This is a genomic window from Bradyrhizobium sp. USDA 327, from assembly GCF_041262065.1.
Lineage (GTDB): Bacteria > Pseudomonadota > Alphaproteobacteria > Rhizobiales > Xanthobacteraceae > Bradyrhizobium > Bradyrhizobium liaoningense.
Genome location: NZ_JBGCCW010000001.1, coordinates 5,608,153 through 5,630,024 on the forward strand (window position 1 = coordinate 5,608,153; position 21,872 = coordinate 5,630,024).

The following is a 21,872-nucleotide window of genomic DNA, read 5'->3' on the forward strand; positions in this document are numbered from 1 at the left end:
CAGCGAAGCAATCCAGAATCCCTCCGCGGAAAGACTCTGGATTGCTTCGCTGCGTTCGCAATGATGACGTGGATGGGGCCACTTCATACGTCGAGCAGCTCGACGCGCGGAGACTTGCCCCTCACCCGGAATTAGCGCTGCGCGAATTCCGACCTCTTCCCGCCAGGAGCGGGGAGAGGTTGAGAGTCACACCCGCTTGCCGCCACTCTTCTCGGCCGCACGTCGCAGTGCCTCCGCAAGCGCACCGCCGCCCGAAGACTCCTGCTTGCGCGGAGCCGACGAGGTCATGCGGGCGGGATTGCGCGAGCTGTTGTCGCGCTGCATGCCGGGAGCGTCCTTCTTGGCGCCGACCTCGTCGTCGAGGCGCAGCGTCAGCGAGATGCGCTTGCGGGCGACCTCGAAGTCCAGCACCTTCACCTTGACGATATCGCCCGGCTTCACCACCTCGCGCGGATCCTTGATATAGGTCTTGGACATCGCCGAGATGTGCACGAGACCGTCCTGGTGCACCCCGATGTCGACGAAGGCGCCGAAGGCGGCGACGTTGGTGACGGTGCCCTCGAGGATCATGCCCTTCTTGAGGTCCTTGATCTCCTCGACGCCCTCCTTGAACACCGCGGCCTTGAACGCGGGGCGCGGGTCGCGGCCCGGCTTTTCCAGCTCGCGCAGGATGTCGGTGACGGTGGGCAGGCCGAAGGTCTCGTCGACGAAATCCTTCGGCTTGAGGGTCCGCACGATCTCGCTGCTGCCGATCAGCGCCTTGATGTCGCTCTTGGTCGCCGCGAGAATCCGGCGCACCACCGGATAGGCTTCCGGATGCACGCCGGAGGCGTCGAGCGGGTCCTCGCCGCCGAGGATGCGCAAGAAGCCCGCGCACTGCTCGAACGCCTTGGGCCCGAGCCGCGGCACGTCCTTCAGCGCCTTGCGGGACTTGAACGGGCCGTTGGCGTCGCGGTGCGCCACGATGCTCTGCGCAAGGCCTGCGCCGACGCCGGACACGCGCGCAAGCAGCGGCGCGGAGGCGGTGTTGACGTCGACGCCGACAGCGTTCACGCAATCTTCGACCACCGCATCGAGCGATTTTGCGAGCTTGGCCTGGCCGAGGTCGTGCTGATACTGGCCGACGCCAATCGCCTTGGGCTCGATCTTGACGAGTTCGGCCAGCGGGTCCTGGAGCCGCCGCGCGATCGAGACGGCGCCGCGCAGGATGACGTCCAGGCCGGGCAATTCCTCCGAGGCGAAAGCCGAGGCCGAATAGACCGACGCGCCGGCTTCCGACACGACGATCTTGGTCATCTTCAATTCGGGCAGGCCCTTGACGAGGTCCGCGGCGAGCTTGTCGGTCTCGCGCGAGGCAGTGCCGTTGCCGATCGCGATCAGCTCGACACGATGCTTCAGCGCGAGCCTGCCGAGGGTCGCCAGCGACTCGTTCCACTGCCGCTGCGGCTCGTGCGGATAGATCGCGGTGGTGTCGACCACCTTGCCGGTCGCGTCGACGACCGCGACCTTGACGCCGGTGCGGTAGCCGGGATCGAGCCCCATGGTGACGCGGGTGCCTGCTGGGGCGGCCAGCAGGAGGTCGCGCAAGTTCGAGGCGAACACGCGCACGGCCTCGGTCTCGGCCGAATTCCACAGCCGCATGCGCAGGTCGATGTTGAGATGCACCTGGATCTTGGTGCGCCAGGCCCAGCGCACGGTGTCGATCAGCCAGCGGTCGCCGGGTCGCTTGAGGTCGGCGATGCCGAACCGCTTCATGATCTTCAGTTCATAGGCGCTCGGCACGCCCGGCGGCGGCGCCTCCGCCTCGGCCAGGATCTGCAGATCGAGGATCTCTTCCTTCTCGCCACGGAACATCGCGAGAATGCGGTGCGATGGCAGCTTGGTCAGCGGCTCGGAGAAATCGAAATAGTCGGCGAACTTCTCGCCCTCGGTCTTCTTGCCGTCGCGCACCTTGGAGGCCATGCGCGCGTTGGTCCACATCTCCTCGCGCAATGCGCCGATCAGGTCGGCGTCCTCGTCGAAGCGCTCGACCAGGATGGCGCGGGCGCCGTCGAGCGCGGCGGCGGCATCCGCAACGCCCTTCTCCGCGTTGACGAAGCTTTCTGCCACGACCTTCGGATCGTTGCCGGGCTCCGCCAGCAACTGATTGGCAAGCGGCTCGAGGCCCGCTTCCTTGGCAACTTCCGCCTTGGTGCGGCGCTTCGGCTTGAAAGGGAGATAAATGTCTTCGAGGCGTGCCTTGCTGTCGGCGGCCATGATCGTGGCTTCGAGGGCTGCATCGAGCTTGCCCTGCTCGCGGACCGATTCGAGAATGGCCTTGCGGCGGTCTTCGAGCTCGCGCAAGTAAACCAGGCGCTCCTCCAGGGTGCGCAATTGCGCGTCGTCGAGCGCACCGGTCGCTTCCTTGCGGTAGCGGGCGATGAAGGGAACCGTGGCGCCGCCGTCGAGCAGCGTCACCGCCGCCTCGACCTGCTCGGCGCGAACCCCAAGCTCCTGCGCAATTTTGTGGTTGATATTTGCCACGCGAGATTCCCTCTATCAAAGCACGCGACGCAGGGCGAAAAGCACCGGCCGCGGGACGCCGCTTATGGACCAACCGAGGTTGATTCATCAAGGTGGGGTGCGCAACCGTCGACAGAGGATTTTTTGCCGGATCGATGCGATCTCGCCACATTCGTGGGGGCGCGCGGCTTCTCTCCTGCGTCGCGGCAGACCCGGATAGCCGATCCGTCATCCTGCTTGACAGGAGCCGCCGTTCAGCGGCTGTTTGCTCCGCCGGACCCCCGAACTCCACACAAGGACAGTCATGCGTACAACATCGGTCGGCGTCTTCAAGGTCGCCACCACGGGCCCCGGCGATGTCTCCGGTCTCATGGCCATGATCGGTTCGGGCGCGATCGACCCGCGCGAGATCCTGGCGATCCTCGGCAAGACCGAGGGCAATGGCGGCGTCAACGATTTCACGCGGGAATACGCCGTCAGCGCGCTGTGCGCGGCGCTGGCGCCACACCTCGACCTGCCGCCGCACGAGGTCGAGCAGCGCATCGCCTTCGTGATGTCCGGCGGCACCGAGGGCGTGCTCAGCCCGCACATCACGGTGTTCACACGCCGAACCGTCGACGCCCCTCCGGTAGGCCTCTCCGGCAAGCGGCTGAGCATCGGCTTGGCGCAGACACGGGATTTCCTGCCTGAGGAGCTCGGCCGCTCCGCGCAGATCACGGAGACGGCGACCGCCGTGAAGGCCGCCATGGCGGATGCCGGCATCAGCGATCCCGCCGACATCCATTTCGTGCAGATCAAGTGCCCGCTGCTTACCAGCGATCGCGTCGAGGCGGCAGCGGCGCGGGGCTGCAAGACAGCGACGACCAGCGCCTACGCCTCGACGGCCTATTCCCGCGGCGCCTCCGCGCTCGGCGTCGCCGTCGCGCTCGGCGAGATTGCAGCCGATCTCCGCGATGAGGACGTGCTGCGGCGCTACGATCTGTTCTCGTCCGTTGCCTCCACCTCATCAGGCATCGAGCTGATGCACAACGTCGTCATCGTGCTCGGCAACTCGGTGGCATCGGCAAGCGAATTCGAGATCGGTCATGCCGTGATGAGCGACGCCATCGACGCCGTCGCGGTGACCGCGGCGCTGCAAAGCGTCGGACTCCGCATCGCGCCGCAGGCAACGAAGGGCCGCGAGCTCGTCAACATCTTCGCCAAGGCGGAGGCCTCGCCTGATGGCAGCGTGCGCGGCTTTCGCCACACCATGCTGGAAGACACCGACATCAGCTCGACACGCCACGCCCGCGCAGCGGTCGGCGGCCTGATCGCTAGCCTTGCCGGCACCGGGGCGGTCTACGTGTCCGGCGGCGCCGAGCACCAGGGTCCCCCGGGCGGCGGGCCGGTTGCAGCGATTGCGCGACTGTCGGATTGATACGACGCGGCATCTTCCGGGGCTTGCGACCTGTCCGCCCCACGCAACCCTGCCCCTCGCGCCGGCTCGCTTGATTCGGACCGTTCCTTGCGAAAGGAAGATAGCCGCTATCCAAGAGGATTTTGACGTCATGACTTTGCCGATGAGCTGGAATGAATGGGCGCAGCACGACGGAGTCGCGCTGGCAGGGCGCGTCCGCAAGGGCGAGCTGACGGCGAAGGAATTGGCGCGGCAGGCCGCGGCCGGCGTTGCCAAGGTCAATCCGGCACTGTCGGGCGTGGTCGAGCTGTTCGAGGACGTGATCGCCGACCCCGCCAAGGATGGCGCCAATCTCGCCGGCCCGTTCGCCGGCCTGCCTTTCCTGATGAAGGACCTCGGGCCGACCATGAAGGGACGGCTCCAGGAGATGGGCTCGCTGCTGATGCGCGGCAATCGCGCCGGCGCGGACACGTTCCTGACCGGAAAATTCCGCCAGGCCGGGCTGAACCTGATCGGACGCACCACGACGCCGGAATTCGGCGTGTGCAGTTCCGCCGACAATCCCGCCGTCTACGTCACGCGCAATCCCTGGAATACCGACTACACCACCTGCGGCTCGTCCGCAGGCAGCGCCGCGATGGTCGCCGCGGGCGTGGTGCCGATCGCGCATGCGACCGACGGTGGCGGCTCGATTCGCATTCCCGCCGGCGTCAATGGCAATATCGGGCTGAAGGTCTCGCGCGGCGTGTTCTCGCTCGCCCCGCACATGTCTGACCTCACCGGCCTCGTCTCGATCCAGGGCTGCCAGTCGCGCTCGGTGCGCGACACCGCCGCCTTCGTCGACCATGCCCGCGGACCGGCACCTGGCGAATTCATGCCGTTCTGGACCACGGCGCAGCCCTATTGCGAGATGATCAAGCGCGACCCGTCAAAGCTTCGCATCGCGGTGTCGCACACATGGGGCGACTATACCGCCACGCCTGAGATCGCCGCCGAGTTGGAGAAGGCCGGCCGCTTCCTCGAAGGCCTCGGCCATCACGTCGACCACGCGCTGCCCGAGGTCGATTTCCGTGCCGCGTTCGCGGCGCAGACCACCTGCTACATCTCGAATTTCGCGGTGGTGATCTCCAATATGCTCGCTGCGCGCGGGCTGGAAAAACCGCCGGAAGATCTGATCGAACCCATGAACATCCGCATCTGGGAAGCCGGCCGGCACACGAGCTTCGCCGAGCGGGCGAAGATGCAGGGCGTGTTCAACACGACCTCGCGCGGCTTCGGCGCCTTCTTCGAGCAGTGGGACGTGATCCTGACGCCGATCACGGCGCTGCCGACGCCGAAGGTCGGCACCAGGGAATACCTCACCATCTCCGATAATCCCGACGTGCTCGACTGGTTCGGCAATCTCTGGCGCAACTTCGCCTTCACGCCGCTCGCCAATCTCTGCGGCATGCCGGCGATATCGATGCCGATGGCAACCCAGGATCACGGCCTGCCGCTCGGCATCCAGGCCATCGCCAAGCAGGCAAATGACGGCCTGCTGCTGCAACTCGCCGCCCAGATCGAGCGCGCGCTCGACGGCAAGTGGAACGGCGGCAAGAAGCCGAAGGAGCATGTGAGCTGACGGGCTGCGATCGCAGCAACATGCGATCGCGCTCCTGCCTCAGTTCTTTACGGTCGGAATTTCCTCCGGGCGCGGCTGCTGCTGGCCCTGCTGGTACATCGCGAGCGCCTTGTCGAGCGCTTCGCGCAATGCCAGCGCCGCGGCCACGCTGCAACGCAAATGCGCGGTCTGGACAACGTCGACCCTGACGGCGGCGCCGACCGGCATCAGGAGGTTTGCGGCGAGCTCGATCTGGATCGCGCCGTTGTGGTGACCGAAGCAGGATGCACCGTCGAAATAGATGATCGGCGCCCGCTCCGAGCTCGAGGTGGAAATCGTGACGGGCCCCTGATTGGTGCCGGGTGTCTCGGGGTCGGTCATGGGCGCTCCTTGCGGGCATTGGACGAACGAAGCGCCCACCATCGTTGCTTTGGCCCGCCCTGTCGAGGCCAAACCGCCCCCCGGCAGGGGTCCCGAGCAAGGCACAATCGGGGTTTTGCGCGGCGGCGGGCACTGGTCTAGAACAGCGTCATGTCCACTCTCCCTGTCACGCTCCCGTTCGAGGAACTCGCTGAAGCCATCAAGGGCCGCCGCTCCGATTACGGCCACATCAGCGGGCTCCAGCTCGACCGTTTTGCGCCCGCCGAAGCCTGGTCCAGCCTGCCATACCGGCCCGTCTTCGTCGGCGACACCGAGACCGGCGTGCTGCACGGCGGCGTCGTCACGGCGATGCTGGACGAGAGCTGCGGCATGGCCGTGCAACTCGCGCTTGACGGCACGCGCGCGATCGCAACCCTGGACTTGCGCATCGACTACCAGAAGCCGGCGACGCCGGGCCTCGACATCAAGGCGCATTCGGTCTGCTACCGCACCACACGCTCGATCGCCTTCGTGCGCTCCACCGCCTATCAGGAGTCGGAGGACGATCCGGTCGCGACCGCGACGGCCTGCTTCATGATCGGCGCCAACCGCACCAACATGCTCGCGGACCGCAGGATGGATTCGCGCAGCATTCCGACGCTGGAGGCGCCGGAGGATCCAAACAGTCCGTTCGCGAATAGCCCGTTCGCGCGCTGCCTCGGCATTCGCGTCAACGACGACGGCACGCTGACGATGCCGTTCTCGCCGAAGATCATCGGCAATCCGATCCTGCCCGCGATCCATGGCGGCATGACCGGTGCCTTCCTGGAAACCACAGCGATCGTCGGCGTGGCGCGCGAGCTCGGCGCTGCCGCGCCGCCCAAGCCGATCGGCCTCACCGTCAACTATCTGCGCTCCGGCCGTGCCCTCGACACGTTTGCCGACGTCTCGATCGTGAAGCAGGGCCGGCGCATCGTTGCCTTCGAGGCGCGGGCCTGGCAGGACGATGCGACCAAGCCGATCGCCACCGCCTTCGGTCACTTCATGCTGCGCCCGACGCCGGGAAGTGATGAGGAATAAGCGCATTTTGACTTGACGGCCGAAGTTCCGGCCCCAACGATAGCGCGTCTCCGCGAGAGGTATTTGATTGCGGCATCCGCTCGACATCGTCGCCATGTTCGCCGCGCTCTGGCTGCTGGCATCGATGGTGCTCGACGCGGTGACGCCGAAGGAGTTGACGGCCGTCATGATCGCGGTCGCCATCGGTCCCGCCATCATCATCACCGCCGTGTTCTACTACCTGCGCTGCCCGCGCACGGACTTTGCGGTCATGTTCGCAGCGCTGTGGCTGATCTCGGATATTGCGATTGCTTTCGTCTCAGCGAAGGCGCTGCCGCATTTCCTGATCGCGCTCGGCTTTGTGCCGGCGCTGCTGGTCGGCATCGCACTGCACTGGCAGCGCTTCCAGCGCCGCCATGAGCAGATGCCCGTGCCATCGGTGAAGCGGGGCTAGCGCGAATGGCTCAAGGTTGAATCGATTGCCGCGGCTCCTTCACCTCTCCCGCTTGCGGGAGAGGTCGGCGCGAAGCGCCGGGTGAGGGCTTTCTCCTCTTGGGGATTGTCCCATTGCAGAAAGACCCTCTCCCCGACCCTCTCCCGCAGGCGGGAGAGGAGCGCACCTGCGTCGTTGCAACGATCAAGCCTCATCTCGTCACGCTTTAGCGCGGCAGCAGGTTCGTCTTCGCAAGGTCCAGCACCTCGTCGCCGCGGCCGTTCATCACCGCGCGCAGGACCCAGAGGCTGAAACCCTTGACCTGCTCGGCCGTGATGGTCGGCGGCATCGACAGCTCCTGCTTGGCGGTCACGACGTCGAGCAACGCCGGCCCATTGTGCGCCAGCATCTCCTTCATCGCGCCGGGGAGCTCGCCGGGATCCTCGACGCGTTTCGCGAAGATACCCATCGCGCGCGCCATCGCGGCGAAGTCGGGGTTCTCCAGATCGACACCGGTGTCGACGAACCCCGCCGCCTTCATCTCCAGCGCGACGAAGCCCAGCACGCCGTTGTTGAAGACGACGACTTTCACCGGCAGCTTCATCTGCGTCAGCGTGATCAGATCGCCCATCAGCATGGTGAAGCCGCCGTCGCCGGAGAGCGAGATGACCTGGCGGCCGGGCTGCGCGGCCTGCGCGCCGATCGCCTGCGGCATCGCGTTGGCCATCGATCCGTGCACGAAAGAGCCGATCAGCCGGCGGCGGCCATTCATATCGAGATAGCGCGCGGCCCACACGGTCGGCGTGCCGACGTCGGCGGTGAACACGGCATCCTCGGACGCATGGTCGCTGATGACCTTGGCGAGATATTGCGGATGGATCGGCTTGGTTCCCGGCGTGCCCCTGGCGAGCGAATCGAGCCCTTCGCGAGCCTTCTTGTAGTGCGCGACAGCATCGTCGAGATGCTTGCGCTGCGTCTTGGTCTCGAGCAGCGGCAGCAGCGCCTCGATGGTGAGCTTGACGTCGCCGACGAGGCCGAGATCGATCTTGCAACGCCGGCCGAGATTTTCCGGGCGGATGTCGATCTGCGCGATCTGGCAGTTGGTCGGGAAGAACTGCTTGTAGGGAAAATCGGTGCCGAGCATCACCAGCGCGTCGCAGGCGTGCATGGCGGCATAGCCCGAAGAGAAGCCGATGAATCCGGTCATGCCGACGTCGTAAGGGTTGTCGTACTCGACATGCTCCTTGCCGCCGAGCGCATGCACGATCGGGCTCTTCAGAGCTTCCGCCAGTTGCATCAGCGGCGCATGCGCGCCGGCGCAGCCTCGGCCGCAGAACAGGGTGATGCGCTCGGCGGCGTTGAGGAGGTCCGCCAGCGCCTTCAGCTCATCGGCCTCCGGCACGACCTTTGGCGCCGACAAGGCAAGGCCGCGCGCCGTCGACAGCTCACGCTTCGGGGGACTGCGGAAGGCGACGTCGCCGGGCATGGCAACGACGGCAACGCCGCGCAGGCCGACGGCGGCGCGAATTGCATTCTCGAGCACGTAGGGAAGCTGGCTCGAATCCGAGACCAGCTCGCAATAATGACTGCATTCGCGGAACAGATTCTGCGGATGGGTCTCCTGGAAATAGCCGCCGCCGATCTCGGCGGTGGGGATCTGCGCCGCAATCGCCAGCACCGGAACGCGGCTGCGGTGAGCATCGAACAGCCCGTTGATCAGATGCAGATTGCCCGGGCCGCAGGAACCGGCGCAGACTGCGAGGCTCCCGGTCATCTCCGCTTCGCCGGCCGCTGCAAACGCTGCAACCTCCTCGTGCCGGACGTGGATCCACTCGATGGTGCCGCGACGGCGCAGCGCTTCGGTCAGCGCATTCAGACTGTCGCCGACGATGCCGTAGATGCGCTTGACGCCTGCCTGTTCGAGCGTTGCCACGAAAAGATCGGCTACGTTGTTGATCGCCATTGTCGGTCTCCTGCTTCAGCCAGTCGCATGTCTACGATGCGCAAACATCGGTTGCGACACCGCGAGGGACAATAAGCTATGACACGATCATGGCTTGTCTGTTCCGGCTCAATTTTTCGCAATTGCCCGATCGTAGGCCGCGACTGTGACCTTCGCGCGAGCTGCGACATCCGCCGCCGTCATGCCGGGCTTGTAGAGGCTGGAGCCGAGGCCGAACGCCGTCGCGCCGCCCTTGATGTACTCCGCAAAGTTCTGGTCGGAGACGCCGCCGACGGCCGCGATCATCACCGCCTGATGGCAGCACGGCTCTGATCGCGGCGATGCCGGAGGCGCCGAGCACGCTCGCCGGAAAGAACTTCAGGCTCGACGCGCCCGAGCGCGCGGCGAGCAGCGCCTCGGTCGGCGAGAACACGCCGGGCATCGTCACCATGCCATGCTGATGCGCGCGCGCGAGCACCTCGGTGTCGACATTGGGCGAGACCATGAGCTTGCCGCCGACGTCGTTGAGACGATCGACATCCGCCGTGGTCAGCACCGTGCCGGCGCCGATCAACACGCCTGATGGCGCCTGCTTCACCGCCATCGCGATGGAGCGGAACGGATCGGGCGAGTTCAGGGGAATCTCGATCGCGGTCATGCCGGCTTCGATCAGCACGCCGACAATGGCCTCGGTCTCCTCGGGCTTGACGCCGCGCAAGATCGCGACCAGCAGCCGCTTCATCGGCGGAAAAGGAACGCTCATCTCAAGAATCCTTCTGCTTCGTCCAGATCGCGGCAGCCGCCATCGACAAACCGCGGCGAACGGCTTCATCCGCATCGACCGGCCTTGCGGTCATCGATAACGCCTCGAAAGCCAGCCGGTACAACACCGCGAGCCGTCCCGAGGCAATCAGCATGACACCCGCCTGCGGCACGGTGCCGGAGAGCCCTGCCGCCAGCTCGACACCGATCAACGTGCCCGAAAGCGTCTCGCGCGCGGCGGCCGGCGTGCCGCCGAACAGAAGCTGTCGCGACCGCGCGCCGAACAGGAGATTGGCCGCGAAAGCCGGCGCCTCGTACGCGGCGTTCACTGCCGCCTTGAAGCTCGCGACATCCTCGGCATCGTCTGCGCCGGCGACCGCGAGCGACAGGATCGTCTCGCGCGAGACAGCACTGAACAGCTCGCCGGTCATGAAGGTGGAGAAATGCGCGACCGTGCCGTCCTTCACGCGAACCCATTTCGAATGCGTGCCGGGCATGCAGACCAGCGCCTCGCCCGCGGTATCGAGGCCGAGGGCGCCGAGCAGTTGCGTCTCCTCGCCGCGCATGACATCTGGCGCCTTGGCGTCGCGCTGCGCGATGCCCGGCAGGATCCGGATATCGCGCGCCTCGCCCGGCACACGCACGGCCTGCTTCAGAACGGCAGAGAGCGGCGCCGGCGTGTCGACATAGCCGGCCTCGACCCAGCCGGTGCGGGCACCGGCCATGCCGCAAACGAGCACCGGCAGATGATCCGGCGCTTCGACCGCCGCAAGATGCGATCGCAGCACCGCCGGGAAGCCGGCCTTCGCCGCGGCCAGCATGCCCTCGCCGCTGCGGCGCTCGGCCAGCACCTGGCCGGCGCCATCGATCAGCCAGAGCCGGAAGCTGCTGGTGCCCCAGTCCACCGCGACATAAGCGGGTTCGGTCATGTCAGGTCTCGTCCTCGTCTCACGGCTGAGACGCCGTCTCGCGACAAATGAGACGATGTCTTGCAGGCTCCCGTCGAGATACCGGCTATTGCGCGGGCAAACCAGCGCTTTCTCTTCAATTTGCGGCTCCGCCATGCTGGCACACCGCTTGCTGAAGCTTGGTCGTTCAACGCCGTCAACGCGCGAGAAGACGCGTCAACATCAGAAGAGGAAACCCATGGAGATCGGCTATTTCACGATGCCTTCGCATCCGCCGGAGTGCGGGTTGAAGGAAGGACACGATTGGGATCTGCAGGTCCTGCGCTGGCTCGACGAGCTCGGCTATCAGGAAGCCTGGATCGGCGAGCATCACACCGCGCCCTGGGAACCCAATCCCACGCCGGACCTGCTGATCGCGCAGGCGCTGATGCAGACCAAGAAGCTTCGCATCGGACCGGGCGGCTTCCTGCTGCCCTATCACCACCCGGCCGAGCTCGCCAACCGCGTCGCCATGCTCGACCATCTCTCCGAGGGCCGGCTCAATTTCGGCGTCGCCGCATCCGGCCTGCCGAGCGACTGGGCGATGTTCAACGTCGACGGCATGAGCGGGCAGAACCGCGACATGACCCGCGAGGCGCTGGAGATCATCCTGAAGATGTGGAGCGATCCCGCGCCCTGGACCTACAAAGGCAAGTTCTGGACGGTCTCCAAGCCGGACACGATGTTCGACTTCCTCAAGCCGCACATCAAGCCGCTGCAGGCGCCGCATCCGCCGATCGGCGTCGCCGGCCTGTCGAAGAACTCGGACACGCTGAAGCTTGCAGGCGAGCGCGGCTTCATCCCGATGAGCCTCAACCTCAACCCGGCCTATGTTGGCAGCCACTGGGACTCGGTCGAGATCGGGGCCGCCAAGACCGGGCGCAAGCCGAACCGGCAGGACTGGCGGCTGGTGCGCGAGGTGTTCGTTGCCGACACCGACGAGGAGGCCTGGAAGCTCTCGACCGGCGACATGATGGGCCGGATGATGGGTGAGTACTTCCTGCCGCTGCTCGGCCATTTCGGCTTCAAGGACTATCTGAAGCACGCGCCCGACGTGCCCGACAGCGACGTCACCGTCGAATATTGCGCCAAGCGGAACTGGATCGTCGGCTCGCCGGCGACGGTCGCCGAGAAGATCGAGAAGATCTACGACGAGGTCGGCGGCTTCGGCGTGCTCTGCGTGTTCGGCTTCGACTACAAGCACAAGCCGGAAGCCTGGCACCACTCGCTCTCGCTGCTCAAGAACGAGGTGATGCCGCGCCTGAAGCATCTCGGCTCCGCGAAGAAGGCGGCTTGACCGACAGCGGGTGCGGCGCGATCGTGGCGCACCCGCATTCATTTCGGAGATCTCGGCGTGAGCGTGGACGCAAAGGATTTCAAGCAGGCGATGCGCCAATGCGCCGGCGCCGTGGCGCTCGTCACCGTGGGCGCCGAGCACGGCAAGCGCACGGGATTGACGGTAACCTCGGCCTGCTCACTGTCGGATAACCCGCCCTCGCTGATCGTCTGCGTCAATCGCAACGCCAGCGCCCATGCACGCATCCGCGAGGAAGGCGCCTTTGCGATCAACTTCCTGCACGAGGATCACGCGGTGCTGGCGCTGACCTTCAGCGGCCAGAAGGGCGTCAATGGCGACGATCGTTTCGCCTTTGGCCAGTGGACGCGCGGGGAGACCGGCGCGCCGGTACTGACCGATGCAGTCGCCGCGTTCGATTGCGTTCTGGCGCAGGAATTCGAGACCAGGACGCATTCGATCTTCGTGGGCGAGGTGCGTGACGTCTCGCATTCGGCCATGGCGACGCCGCTCGTGTACTTGCGCAGCAACTTCCATACGCCGCGGGAGATGCGCGAGGGCGTGACGATCGGCGACCTCGACGCGCGGCATCTGAGCTGGACGGATTTCTCGTAGTGGCGGCCCTCTTCCCTTCTCCCCTTGTGGGGAGAAGGTGGCGCGAAGCGCCGGATGAGGGGTATCTCTCCGCGTATTGAAACGAGAATTGGACTCGCGGAGAGAGACCCCTCACCCGTCTCACCGCTGCGCGTCGAGCCACCCTCTCCCACAAGGGGAGAGGGGAAGAAAGACGCCCCTTCGCGAACTGATAGCGACCTACTGCGCCGTCGCGATCTTCAACTGCTTGATCTTGCGATACAGCGTGGCGCGGCTGAGCTTCAGCGCACGCGCCGCCTCCGTCACGCGGCCGCCGTGCTTGCGCAGGGCTTCGGCGATCGTGGCGCGTTCGGCGGCCGCGAGATCGGGCTCCGCCGCCCGTCCGCCGAACGGCGGCAGATCGAGATCGGCATCCGTGATGACACCGTCTTCCGCGGTGCAGCCGGCGAGCCGCAGCACGTGGCGGAGCTGGCGCATGTTGCCGGGGAACGGATAGGCCGCGAGCTGCGACCAGGCCTCGTCCGACAGGCGACAATTCGGCGCTTCCTCACGCGCGATCTGGCGAATGACATCGTCCCTGTCGGCGCGCTCGCGCAGCGCCGGCAGCCGCACCTCGATGCCGCGCAGGCGGAAGTAGAGATCGGCGCGGAACGCGCCCTGCTCCGCCATGCGGCCGAGGTCGCGATGTGTGGCGCTGATCAGGCGGATGTCGACGGCGACAGGCTTGAGCGCGCCCAGCGGCCAAACTTCGCGGTTTTCCAGAACGCGCAACAGGCGCGTCTGCAAGCCGATCGGCATGTCGCCGATCTCGTCGAGGAACAGCGTGCCGCGATCGGCCTGCACGATCAGGCCCTTCGAACCATCGCGCCGGGCGCCGGTGAAGGCGCCGGCCTCATAGCCGAACAGTTCGGCGTCGATCAGACTCTCCGGCATCGCCGCGCAATTCAGCGCGACATAGTTGTGACGCGCCCGGTTGCTGGCGGCGTGAATGGCGCGCGCGAACACGTCCTTGCCGACGCCGGTCTCGCCATGCAGCAGCACCGGCAGGTTGTGATCCCCGATGCGCCTGAGCCGGTTCACGCTTTTGATCAGGCCGGGATCGCGGCCGGCGAGCCGGTGCAGCGCGTCGAAGCGATCGACTGGCGCATCGCGGCGCGGCGCGAGCGGACGCGCCCTCCCGCGCAGCGGCGGCGCGACATGGCCCTGGCCCAGGGCGCTGCCGTCGGCACGGCGCAGCCGGACGACATCCTCCGCGCCACCTTCGGCCCGATGGTCGAACTCGATGTAGCGCGACAGATCAATGCCGGAGGCGATCATGCCGTCGGTTAGGCCCAGCAATAGACGCGCGGAACGGCAGGCGCCGATGATGCGACGGTCGTCGTCATAGGCGATGAGGCCGCTGCCGCCGTCGCCGGGCACGGTGGCGATCCAGGCGTTGTGGAAATGGCCACGGAAGATCGCGCCCTCCATCCGCCGCGTCGCCTCCATGGTCACAGCCAGCGCAAGCTGGTGCGCGGTACGTTCGAGATCCTCCCGGCAGGAGGTGATGTTCACCGCACCTGCGAGACGTCCGGCCTGGTCGAACAGCGGGGCCACGGCACAGGAGAACATGTGCCACTGCGCGCGAAAATGCTCGTCGCGATGCACCAGGATCGGCTTCTCCTCCGCGAGCGCGGTCCCCAGCCCATTGGTGCCCTCGAAGGTCTCGGCGAAGTTCGAGCCGGTGTAGATCTTCCAGTCCAGAAACATCTTTGCATCGGCTTCGCCCGGCAGGCGGCTGAACAGCATGGTCGCGTTCGCATCCGCGAGATTGACGCAGTAACCGGCGTCGCGCAGCACACGGGCGAGATCGTCGAGCTCGGGCATTGCGAGCCTGATCGTCTGCTCCATCGGCTCGGCGGCGTGCCGGATCTCGGCTTCGGTCAGCGTCTGCGGCGGCCCCTGGCGGGCCGGATCGAGCTTGTGACTGACCAGGCAGCGCCGCCAGGAACTGGCGATCCGCGACGAGGCATCGACGTCGGCCACGTGATTGGCGACGGACAAGACACGGGCGACATGGTTCGAGGCCGAAAGGCTGGCCATCGCGGACGTCTCCACCCTGTATTATTGTGCAAAGTCTGGCACCACGGGCGGGGATGTCAATCGGGAACCGGGAACGGAGGCATGGCGAGCTATCTCCGTGTCGTCATGGCCGGGCTCGTTCCGGCCATCCACGTATTGCCGCGACTGCGAAAGAACGTGGATGCCCGGGACAAGCCCGGGCATGACGGTGTCGAAGCAGAATGCCTGGATGCTCAGACAGAGCCGATTTGCTGCACCGCCCTCACCACGTGTCGATGCACGGCCGCTTCTTCGCCGTCCTCGGCTCGGGCTTCGGCACCGAGCGCAGGCCCGCCATGATCCAGCGCCGGGTCTCGGCGGGGTCGATGACGTTGTCGATCTCGAACACGGAGGCGATCGAGACCGCCTTGCCGTTGGCGTAGAGCTCGGCGACCTTGTTGCGGTAGTAGGTCTCGCGCTCCCCGGGATCGGCGATCGCCTCCATCTCCTTGCGGAAGCCGAGGCGGACATAGCCCTCGAGCCCCATGCCGCCGAACTCGCCGGTCGGCCAGGCCGCGGTGAAGAACGAGGCGTGGAAGCCGCCACCGATCATGGACTGCGCCCCGAGACCGTAGCCCTTGCGCAGCACGATGCCGAACAGCGGGACGGTGAGGCTCGCGCCTGTGACGAACATGCGCGAGACGTGGCGCACGATCGCGGTCTTCTCGGCCTCCGGGCCGACCATGAAGCCGGGCGTGTCGCAAAGCGAGACGATCGGCAGATCGAAGGCGTCGCAGAGCTGGAGGAAACGCGCGGCCTTGTCGCCGGCATCGGCATCGATCGCGCCGCCGAGATGGCGCGGATTGTTGGCGATCAGGCCGAACGGCTTGCCCTCGATGCGGATCAGCGCCGTGATCATGCCGACGCCGTAGTCGCGGCGCAGCTCCAGCACGCTGTCTTTGTCCGCGACGAGGTCGATCACGCTGCGGATGTCGTAGACGCGCAGCCGGTTCTCAGGGATCGCGCGGCGGAGCAGGCGCTGGTCGGCGGCCTCCCAATTCGTAACCGCCCCCTGGAAATAGGACAGGTATTTCTGCGCGACGGACGTCGCTTCCTCCTCGTCTTCGACCAGGATGTCGATAACGCCGTTCGGCGACTGGAACGAGACCGGGCCGACCTCGGCCGGGTGATAGACGCCGAGCCCGCCACCCTCGATCATTGCCGGACCACCCATGCCGATCGAGGCGTTCTTGGTGGCGATGATGACGTCGCAGCAGCCGAGCATCGCGGCATTGCCGGCGAAGCAATAGCCGGAGACCACGCCAACCACCGGCACGAGGCCGGAGAGCCTCGCGAACTGCACGAAGGACGGACCGTCGAGCCCGGTCATGCCGAGCCGGTCGGTATCGCCCGGCCGGCCGCCGCCGCCTTCGGCATAGAACACCAGCGGCACGCGCCAGTCTTCCGCAAGCGTCAGCATGCGGTCGATCTTCTTGTGGTTCATGTGGCCCTGCGTGCCCGCGAGCACGGTGTAATCATACGCCACGACGATGCAACGCCCGCCCTCGGGGCCGAACTTCTCGGCATTCACGGTGGCGACGCCCATGACGAGGCCGTCGGCCGGCGTGTTCTTGATGAGATCGTCGAGCTTGCGCCGGCGGCGCTGTGCCGCGATCGCAAGGCTGCCGTACTCCATGAACGAGCCTTCGTCGACGAGCTGGGCAACGTTCTCGCGCACGGTGCGCTGATTGGTGTTGCGGCGGCGCTCGACGGAGGCCGGTCGGTTCTCGTCGAGCGTATTGGCCTGGCGCGCGATCAGCTCTGCGAGATCGGGGCGGATGTGGTCTAGATCGATGTCGGCTTCCGCCGCGGTGCTATCAGCCGCAACATCAAGCGGTTCGAGATACAGGATCGGCTCGCCATGCATCAGCGTGACCCCGTCGCCGGCAAGGAGCTTCATGACCCGGCCGCCCTGCTCGGCCATGACGAGATGCTCCATCTTCATGGACTCGATCACGGCGAGCTGCTGGCCGGGGCGCACGATCTCGCCTTCCTTCACCTGGATGGTGACGATGGTTCCTTGCAGGGGCGCTGCCACCATCACTGCACCTTCAGGCACGGCTTGCGCGACGTGCGACTCCGCGCCGTGAACGCCGCTTCGCTCGGTCGCCGCGAAATAGAGCGGCTTTGCCGCGCCCTCGGCCGCGCCGACGAGCTTGCCGATATTGCGATCGATGAAATCGGTCGCGATGCGGTTGATCCTGAAATCGGGATGCGCGAGCACCGCCTGGAGGAAAGCGATGTTGGTGACGACGCCGTCGATCCGGAATTCGCGCAGGGCCCGCGAGGCTTTCGCAACCACATCATGCCAAGCCTCGCCCGGCGTATGCACGATGACCTTGGCCAGCAGCGAATCGAAGGCCGCGCTGGTCTTGTAGCCGGCATAGCCAAAACTATCGACGCGGACTCCCGGGCCCGACGGCGGCTCGAACACGGCAAGCACGCCGCCGGTCGGATGGGTCGCCCCCGTCTCGTCCAACGTTTCCATGTTGACCCGAAGCTGCATGGCATAGCCGCGCGGCCTCGGGATCGATCCCTGCGCAAGGCCGAGCGCGGCCAGCGTGCTGCCTGCAGCCACCGCGAGCTGGGCGCGGACGAGGTCGAGCCCGAGCACCTCTTCGGTCACGGTGTGCTCGACCTGGAGCCGCGGGTTGGCCTCGATGAAGGCAAAGCTGTCCTCGGCCGTGCCGTCGACCAGGAACTCGAAGGTACCGAGATTGTCGTAAGATGCCGCCGCAGCAAGCTGCTTCGCCGCCTCGATGATGCGGCCGCGCAAGGCGTCGCTCAGCGAGGGGCTCGGCGCCACCTCGATCAGCTTCTGGTGACGGCGCTGGATGGTGCATTCGCGCTCCCAGAGATGGGAAATAGCGCCATGGCGGTCGCCGATGATCTGCACCTCGATGTGGCGCGCCTGCCGGATCAACCGCTCGGCATAGACGCCGTCGAAGCCGAACGCCGCCCTGGCCTCGGACTGGCAGCGCGCATAGGCTTCCGCGAGATCGGGCGCGCTCTCCACCACGCGCATGCCGCGACCGCCGCCGCCGGCCATCGCCTTGATCACGATCGCCGCGTTGCTGCCGAGCGATGCGAAAAAGGCCGTGATCTCCTCGAGACTCGACGGCCCGTTGGTGCCGGCGATGATCGGCACGCCGCAGCGCTTCGCCAGTTGCCGCGCCGCGACCTTGTCGCCGAACAGTTCGAGCGCTGTCGCCTTGGGCCCGACGAACGTGATCCCTGCGTCAGAGCAGGCCTTTGCGAAGGCCGCGTTCTCGCTGAGAAAGCCATAGCCGGGATGTACGGCATCACAGCCCATTGCTTTGGCCGCCTTCACCACGGCGTCGACGTCCAGATAGGCCCGCGCGCCGCGGCCGGGAATTTCGACCGCCTCGTCCGCCACACGCACATGCAGCGACAGCGCATCGTCCGCAGGATGGATCGCGACCGTCGCGATGCCGGCATCGGCTGCCGCGCGCGCGATGCGAATGGCGATCTCGCCGCGATTGGCAATCAGGAGCTTCTTGAACGACATGATCTCTCTCACTCAGACAGCAGCAGGCAGGCTTGGATTGAGGTCCTGCTTCTTCACTTTGCCCGTGGCCGTCAGCGGCAGGGCTTCGATGATGCGGATCTCCGGGACCTTGTAGACGGCCATGCGCTCGGCGCACCAGCTGCGCAGGTCTTCCGCAGAGACGGTGCCGACCGCGTCCGGCTTGAGCTGGACAAAGGCAACCGGCACCTGCCCCTTGTCGGGATCGTCACGGCCGACCACGCCCGAGCCCAGCACCTTCGGATGCTGCCCGAGCAGTGCCTCGATCTCCGGCGGAAACACGCTCATGCCCTTGACCTTCAGCATTTCCTTGCGGCGGCCGAGGAAGTGCAGGAAACCATCCTTATCGATGGTGCCGATGTCGCCGGTGCGCAACCAGCCATCGATCAGAGACTCCGCGGTCGCCTCCGGCTTGTTCCAGTAGCTCTTGAGCAGCGACGGCGTGCGTACGCGGATCTCGCCTTCTGCACCAAGGGGCTGCAGCGCGCCGGTCTCGAAATCGGTGATCTTGAACTCGGCACCGGGGACCGGCAGCCCGACGAAGATCGGTTGGTTGTTGAGGTCGAAATCGTCGTCCTGGAAGCCGGCCGTGAAGGTGTTGGAGGTGTGGGTTTCCGTCATGCCCCAGGCCGCCTCCATCAGGATCGTGCCGGTCAGATCCTTCCAGCGCTTGCGATAGTCGGCGTTGAGCTTCTTGACGAAGGAGACCACCCGCACCTGCTTCAAGGACGACAGGTCGAACTCGCTCCAGCGCGGATGGTCCATCAGCTCGACCGCGCCGTCGACCGGCATCGCGATGATCGTGACCTTGTATTTGTCGATCGCGGCTATCGCGCCCACGGCATCCCAGCGTGCGAGCAGGACCAGCGTCGCGCCGGAGAACAGCGGGAAGATCAGCCCGAAATTCTCGCCCGCGATCCAGAATTCCGGAAAGAACGACAGGAACACGCTGCTCTCGTCCGACAGGACCGAGATGCCGTAATTGGCGGCGGCCGTGTAGACCATGTCGCGATGGGTGTGGACGCAGCCCTTGGGCATGCCGGTCGTGCCGCCCGTGTAGTTGAGCGCTGCGACATCATCGAGCCCAGGCGGCGGCAGCGGCACAGGTGTCGGCATCGCAGCGAGCGCCGGCAACAGATCGGTCGCGCCTGGGATCGCGACGCGCGGCGTCCGGATCGAGTCCGGCGCCGGAAATGCCGGCGTTGGCGGCACGACATCGGCAAAGCTGGTGACGATGATCTCGCGCAGCCGCACCTCGCCCCTGACCTGCTCGACGACCGGCATGAGCTGGTCCAGCGCGACGATCACCTCGGCCTGGGTATCGTTCAGCTCGTAGGACAGCTCGAACGCGCGCGAGAGCGGGCTGACGGGAACGTGGATCGCGCCGAGCTTCAGGATACCGAAAAACACGATGTGGAACTGCGGGCAGTTCGGCAGGAAGACGGCGACTCGGTCGCCCTTGCGCACGCCTTTGGCCTGCAACAACGCCGCGAAGCGGTCGCTCTGCCGGTCGAGCTCCGCGTAGGTGGTGACGTGACCGTAGAAGATCACTGCTGGACGCTCCGGACTCCGCTTCGCCCAGGCGCGCAGATATTCCGTCAGGGGAACTTCGCCGTGCAGATAGTTCGGCGAGCGCGGCATGCCCTTCGGCCAAGCCTTATCCCACAACCCGCGCAAGGCAACGAGGTAGTCTTTTTCGTTGAGGCCTGCACTCATGGCGTCTTTCCCGTGCTGCTTTTTCTTATCGCGAGAGACGCAACGTGCCGTCACGCGACCGCGTTACACGTCGAGCACGGCAGAGTTCATGTCAAGGAAAACAGTTTTCCGCAGCACGGCCGATGCCGCGGCGCGGAAAAACCAGACGTTACGCCCCGACGAGGCGAATGATCCGCCGCACGGCTGACGGGATCGGCGCAATGACGGGCACGGTGAAGATCGGCTGAAGCGCGCCTGCTGCTTCACCCAGCGGACCGCCGCCGATGATCACCGCCTCCGCACCGTCCTGCGCAATGCAAGCCTCGACCGCGCCGGCAAGCGCAGTGCGCAACAGCGATGGATCACGCATCAACTCGTGCGGATCGCCTTCGGTGAAGCGTGTGCCGGTGTAGTGCGATCGCAATCCCAGCGCGTCCGGCAGTGCATCGATCTTCGCTTTCAGCAGCGGCGTCGTGGTCGCCACGCCGAAGCGTCGGCCGTTCTCCGCGGCTTCCAGCATCGAGGACTCGCCGATGCCGACGGCGGGCAATTTCGTCGCCACCTTGATCCCGGCGAGACCGGGATCGCCGAATGCCGCGACGATGATGCCGTCGCACTCGCCGCTGCGGGCACGCGCGATCTCCTCGACCTCCGGCGCTGCTGCTTCCAACGCATCCGCCGAGACGATCATCGTGGGCGCACGCGTTGCCGTGGCACCGGCAATGTCGAAGCCATCCGCGGCTGCAGACTTGGCAATCGCCACCATCATCGCGGTGGTCGCCTCGAGGCTGTTCGGATTAATCAGGAGGATACGGCGGCCGGCCATGCTAGCCGCCCGCCCGCGCCCGTGCGCCGATCTCCTGGAAGATCGCGGTGAGCTCGTCGACCTCATCCTCGCCTTCCTTCGGCCGGATCCGCTGCTCCATCTCCTCGATGTGATGACGCATGGCATGGACCGCGCCGGCCTTGTCGCGGGCGAGGATCAACGCGCCGATGTCGGGATGGGCGTCGGGCGAGCAATCCGGCTCTCCCGCCTGCTCGAAGGTCGCAATCGCCAGCGACGTTCGCAGCATCAGCTCGCGCGACATTTCCAGCAACACGCGGTTGCCGGCGAGCTTGGCGACCAGGATGTGGAACTCGGCCGTCAGCGACAGCGAGGCCCAGCGGTCATTGCGATCGTGACGCGCCTCGCGCTCCATATGCGCCTTCAGCTCGGCCTTGCCGGCTTTGTCCAGCCGGTCGACCGCGGCGCTCACAGCTGCGGTCTCGATGATCCGGCGCGCGGCAAAGATGTCCTGCGCCTCCTCCCAGCTCGGCCGGTACACGAAGGCGCCGCGGTTGGGGATCTGCATCACCACCTTGCGCGAGGCGAGATGGGACAACGCCTGGCGGATGTGAATCCGCGTGGTACCGAAGGCCGCGGCGAGCTTGTCCTCGCCGAGCTTGGCACCCGGCTTGAGCCGCTTCTGGCTGATCGCGGTCAGGATGCCCTGGACCACCGGATCGTCGTCGATGCTGCGCGGATCGACGGCCTCCGGCTCCCTATGTTTCGGCTCGGAGCGCTTCGGCTTGCGCTTGAGGGGACGGGTTCGCTTCATGCGTTGCTTCTACAGGATTCTGGAATGCTGCCGGAGCCCATTT

The 21,872-nt window shown here is 66.2% G+C and carries 15 protein-coding genes and 1 pseudogene; 6 read left to right on the top strand and 10 right to left on the bottom strand.

The window, feature by feature from the left end; all coding sequences use genetic code 11:
• Window positions 1-186 precede the first annotated feature (186 nt).
• The gene (locus ABIA42_RS26435) at window positions 187-2,523 is read right to left on the bottom strand and encodes a Tex family protein (protein ID WP_370119623.1); all 2,337 of its coding nucleotides are present in this window, start codon (window positions 2,521-2,523) and stop codon (window positions 187-189) included.
• Window positions 2,524-2,806: 283 nt separating this feature from the next.
• On the opposite strand from ABIA42_RS26435, the gene ABIA42_RS26440 reads away from it, so the two are divergent.
• Window positions 2,807-3,919: a ring-opening amidohydrolase gene (locus tag ABIA42_RS26440; protein ID WP_370119620.1), complete on the top strand. Its 1,113-nt coding sequence runs from the start codon at window positions 2,807-2,809 to the stop codon at window positions 3,917-3,919.
• Between the two features lie 130 nt (window positions 3,920-4,049).
• Window positions 4,050-5,519 carry an amidase gene (locus ABIA42_RS26445; RefSeq protein ID WP_370119618.1) on the top strand — a complete coding sequence of 490 codons (1,470 nt, stop codon included), beginning with the start codon at window positions 4,050-4,052 and terminating at the stop codon, window positions 5,517-5,519.
• 39 nt (window positions 5,520-5,558) lie between these two features.
• Here ABIA42_RS26445 and ABIA42_RS26450 read toward each other — a convergent pair whose 3' ends face one another.
• Complete coding sequence (locus ABIA42_RS26450; RefSeq protein WP_028179329.1) at window positions 5,559-5,879, bottom strand: hypothetical protein; 321 nt, start codon at window positions 5,877-5,879, stop codon at window positions 5,559-5,561.
• A 150-nt stretch (window positions 5,880-6,029) separates the two neighbouring features.
• Between ABIA42_RS26450 and ABIA42_RS26455 the strand changes: the two genes are divergently transcribed.
• Window positions 6,030-6,938, top strand: a complete 909-nt coding sequence (locus tag ABIA42_RS26455) for a PaaI family thioesterase (RefSeq protein WP_370119615.1) — start codon at window positions 6,030-6,032, stop codon at window positions 6,936-6,938.
• Between the two features lie 67 nt (window positions 6,939-7,005).
• A complete protein-coding gene (locus ABIA42_RS26460) occupies window positions 7,006-7,371 on the top strand; it encodes a hypothetical protein (RefSeq protein ID WP_370119613.1) in 366 nt (121 codons plus the stop codon).
• Between the two features lie 205 nt (window positions 7,372-7,576).
• Here ABIA42_RS26460 and poxB read toward each other — a convergent pair whose 3' ends face one another.
• The 3 genes and pseudogenes from poxB to ABIA42_RS26475 all read right to left on the bottom strand — a co-directional run bounded on the left by poxB (window position 7,577) and on the right by ABIA42_RS26475 (window position 10,983).
• Entirely contained in the window at window positions 7,577-9,313 is a 1,737-nt protein-coding gene (gene poxB / locus ABIA42_RS26465; protein ID WP_370119610.1) for a ubiquinone-dependent pyruvate dehydrogenase, read from the bottom strand.
• A 108-nt stretch (window positions 9,314-9,421) separates the two neighbouring features.
• Window positions 9,422-10,055, bottom strand: a pseudogene (locus ABIA42_RS26470) (2-dehydro-3-deoxy-6-phosphogalactonate aldolase).
• 1 nt (window position 10,056) lies between these two features.
• Window positions 10,057-10,983: a 2-dehydro-3-deoxygalactonokinase gene (locus ABIA42_RS26475; RefSeq protein ID WP_370119604.1), complete on the bottom strand. Its 927-nt coding sequence runs from the start codon at window positions 10,981-10,983 to the stop codon at window positions 10,057-10,059.
• A gap of 217 nt (window positions 10,984-11,200) precedes the next feature.
• On the opposite strand from ABIA42_RS26475, the gene ABIA42_RS26480 reads away from it, so the two are divergent.
• Both ABIA42_RS26480 and ABIA42_RS26485 read left to right on the top strand, forming a co-directional pair.
• Window positions 11,201-12,298 (top strand): LLM class flavin-dependent oxidoreductase, encoded by a 1,098-nt coding sequence (locus ABIA42_RS26480; RefSeq protein WP_271527758.1) that lies wholly within the window; start codon window positions 11,201-11,203, stop codon window positions 12,296-12,298.
• A gap of 57 nt (window positions 12,299-12,355) precedes the next feature.
• Window positions 12,356-12,910, top strand: a complete 555-nt coding sequence (locus tag ABIA42_RS26485) for a flavin reductase family protein (protein WP_271527759.1) — start codon at window positions 12,356-12,358, stop codon at window positions 12,908-12,910.
• 198 nt (window positions 12,911-13,108) lie between these two features.
• Here ABIA42_RS26485 and ABIA42_RS26490 read toward each other — a convergent pair whose 3' ends face one another.
• The 5 genes from ABIA42_RS26490 to ABIA42_RS26510 all read right to left on the bottom strand — a co-directional run bounded on the left by ABIA42_RS26490 (window position 13,109) and on the right by ABIA42_RS26510 (window position 21,829).
• Window positions 13,109-14,971 carry a sigma-54-dependent Fis family transcriptional regulator gene (locus ABIA42_RS26490; RefSeq protein WP_271527760.1) on the bottom strand — a complete coding sequence of 621 codons (1,863 nt, stop codon included), beginning with the start codon at window positions 14,969-14,971 and terminating at the stop codon, window positions 13,109-13,111.
• A 241-nt stretch (window positions 14,972-15,212) separates the two neighbouring features.
• Window positions 15,213-18,518, bottom strand: coding sequence for a carboxyl transferase domain-containing protein (locus ABIA42_RS26495; protein WP_370119599.1), 3,306 nt, complete (start codon window positions 18,516-18,518; stop codon window positions 15,213-15,215).
• 12 nt (window positions 18,519-18,530) lie between these two features.
• Window positions 18,531-20,252: an AMP-binding protein gene (locus ABIA42_RS26500; RefSeq protein WP_370119596.1), complete on the bottom strand. Its 1,722-nt coding sequence runs from the start codon at window positions 20,250-20,252 to the stop codon at window positions 18,531-18,533.
• Window positions 20,253-20,400: 148 nt separating this feature from the next.
• Window positions 20,401-21,057 carry an aspartate/glutamate racemase family protein gene (locus ABIA42_RS26505; protein ID WP_271527763.1) on the bottom strand — a complete coding sequence of 219 codons (657 nt, stop codon included), beginning with the start codon at window positions 21,055-21,057 and terminating at the stop codon, window positions 20,401-20,403.
• A 1-nt stretch (window position 21,058) separates the two neighbouring features.
• Window positions 21,059-21,829: a GntR family transcriptional regulator gene (locus ABIA42_RS26510; RefSeq protein WP_370119593.1), complete on the bottom strand. Its 771-nt coding sequence runs from the start codon at window positions 21,827-21,829 to the stop codon at window positions 21,059-21,061.
• Window positions 21,830-21,872: the final 43 nt, after the last annotated feature.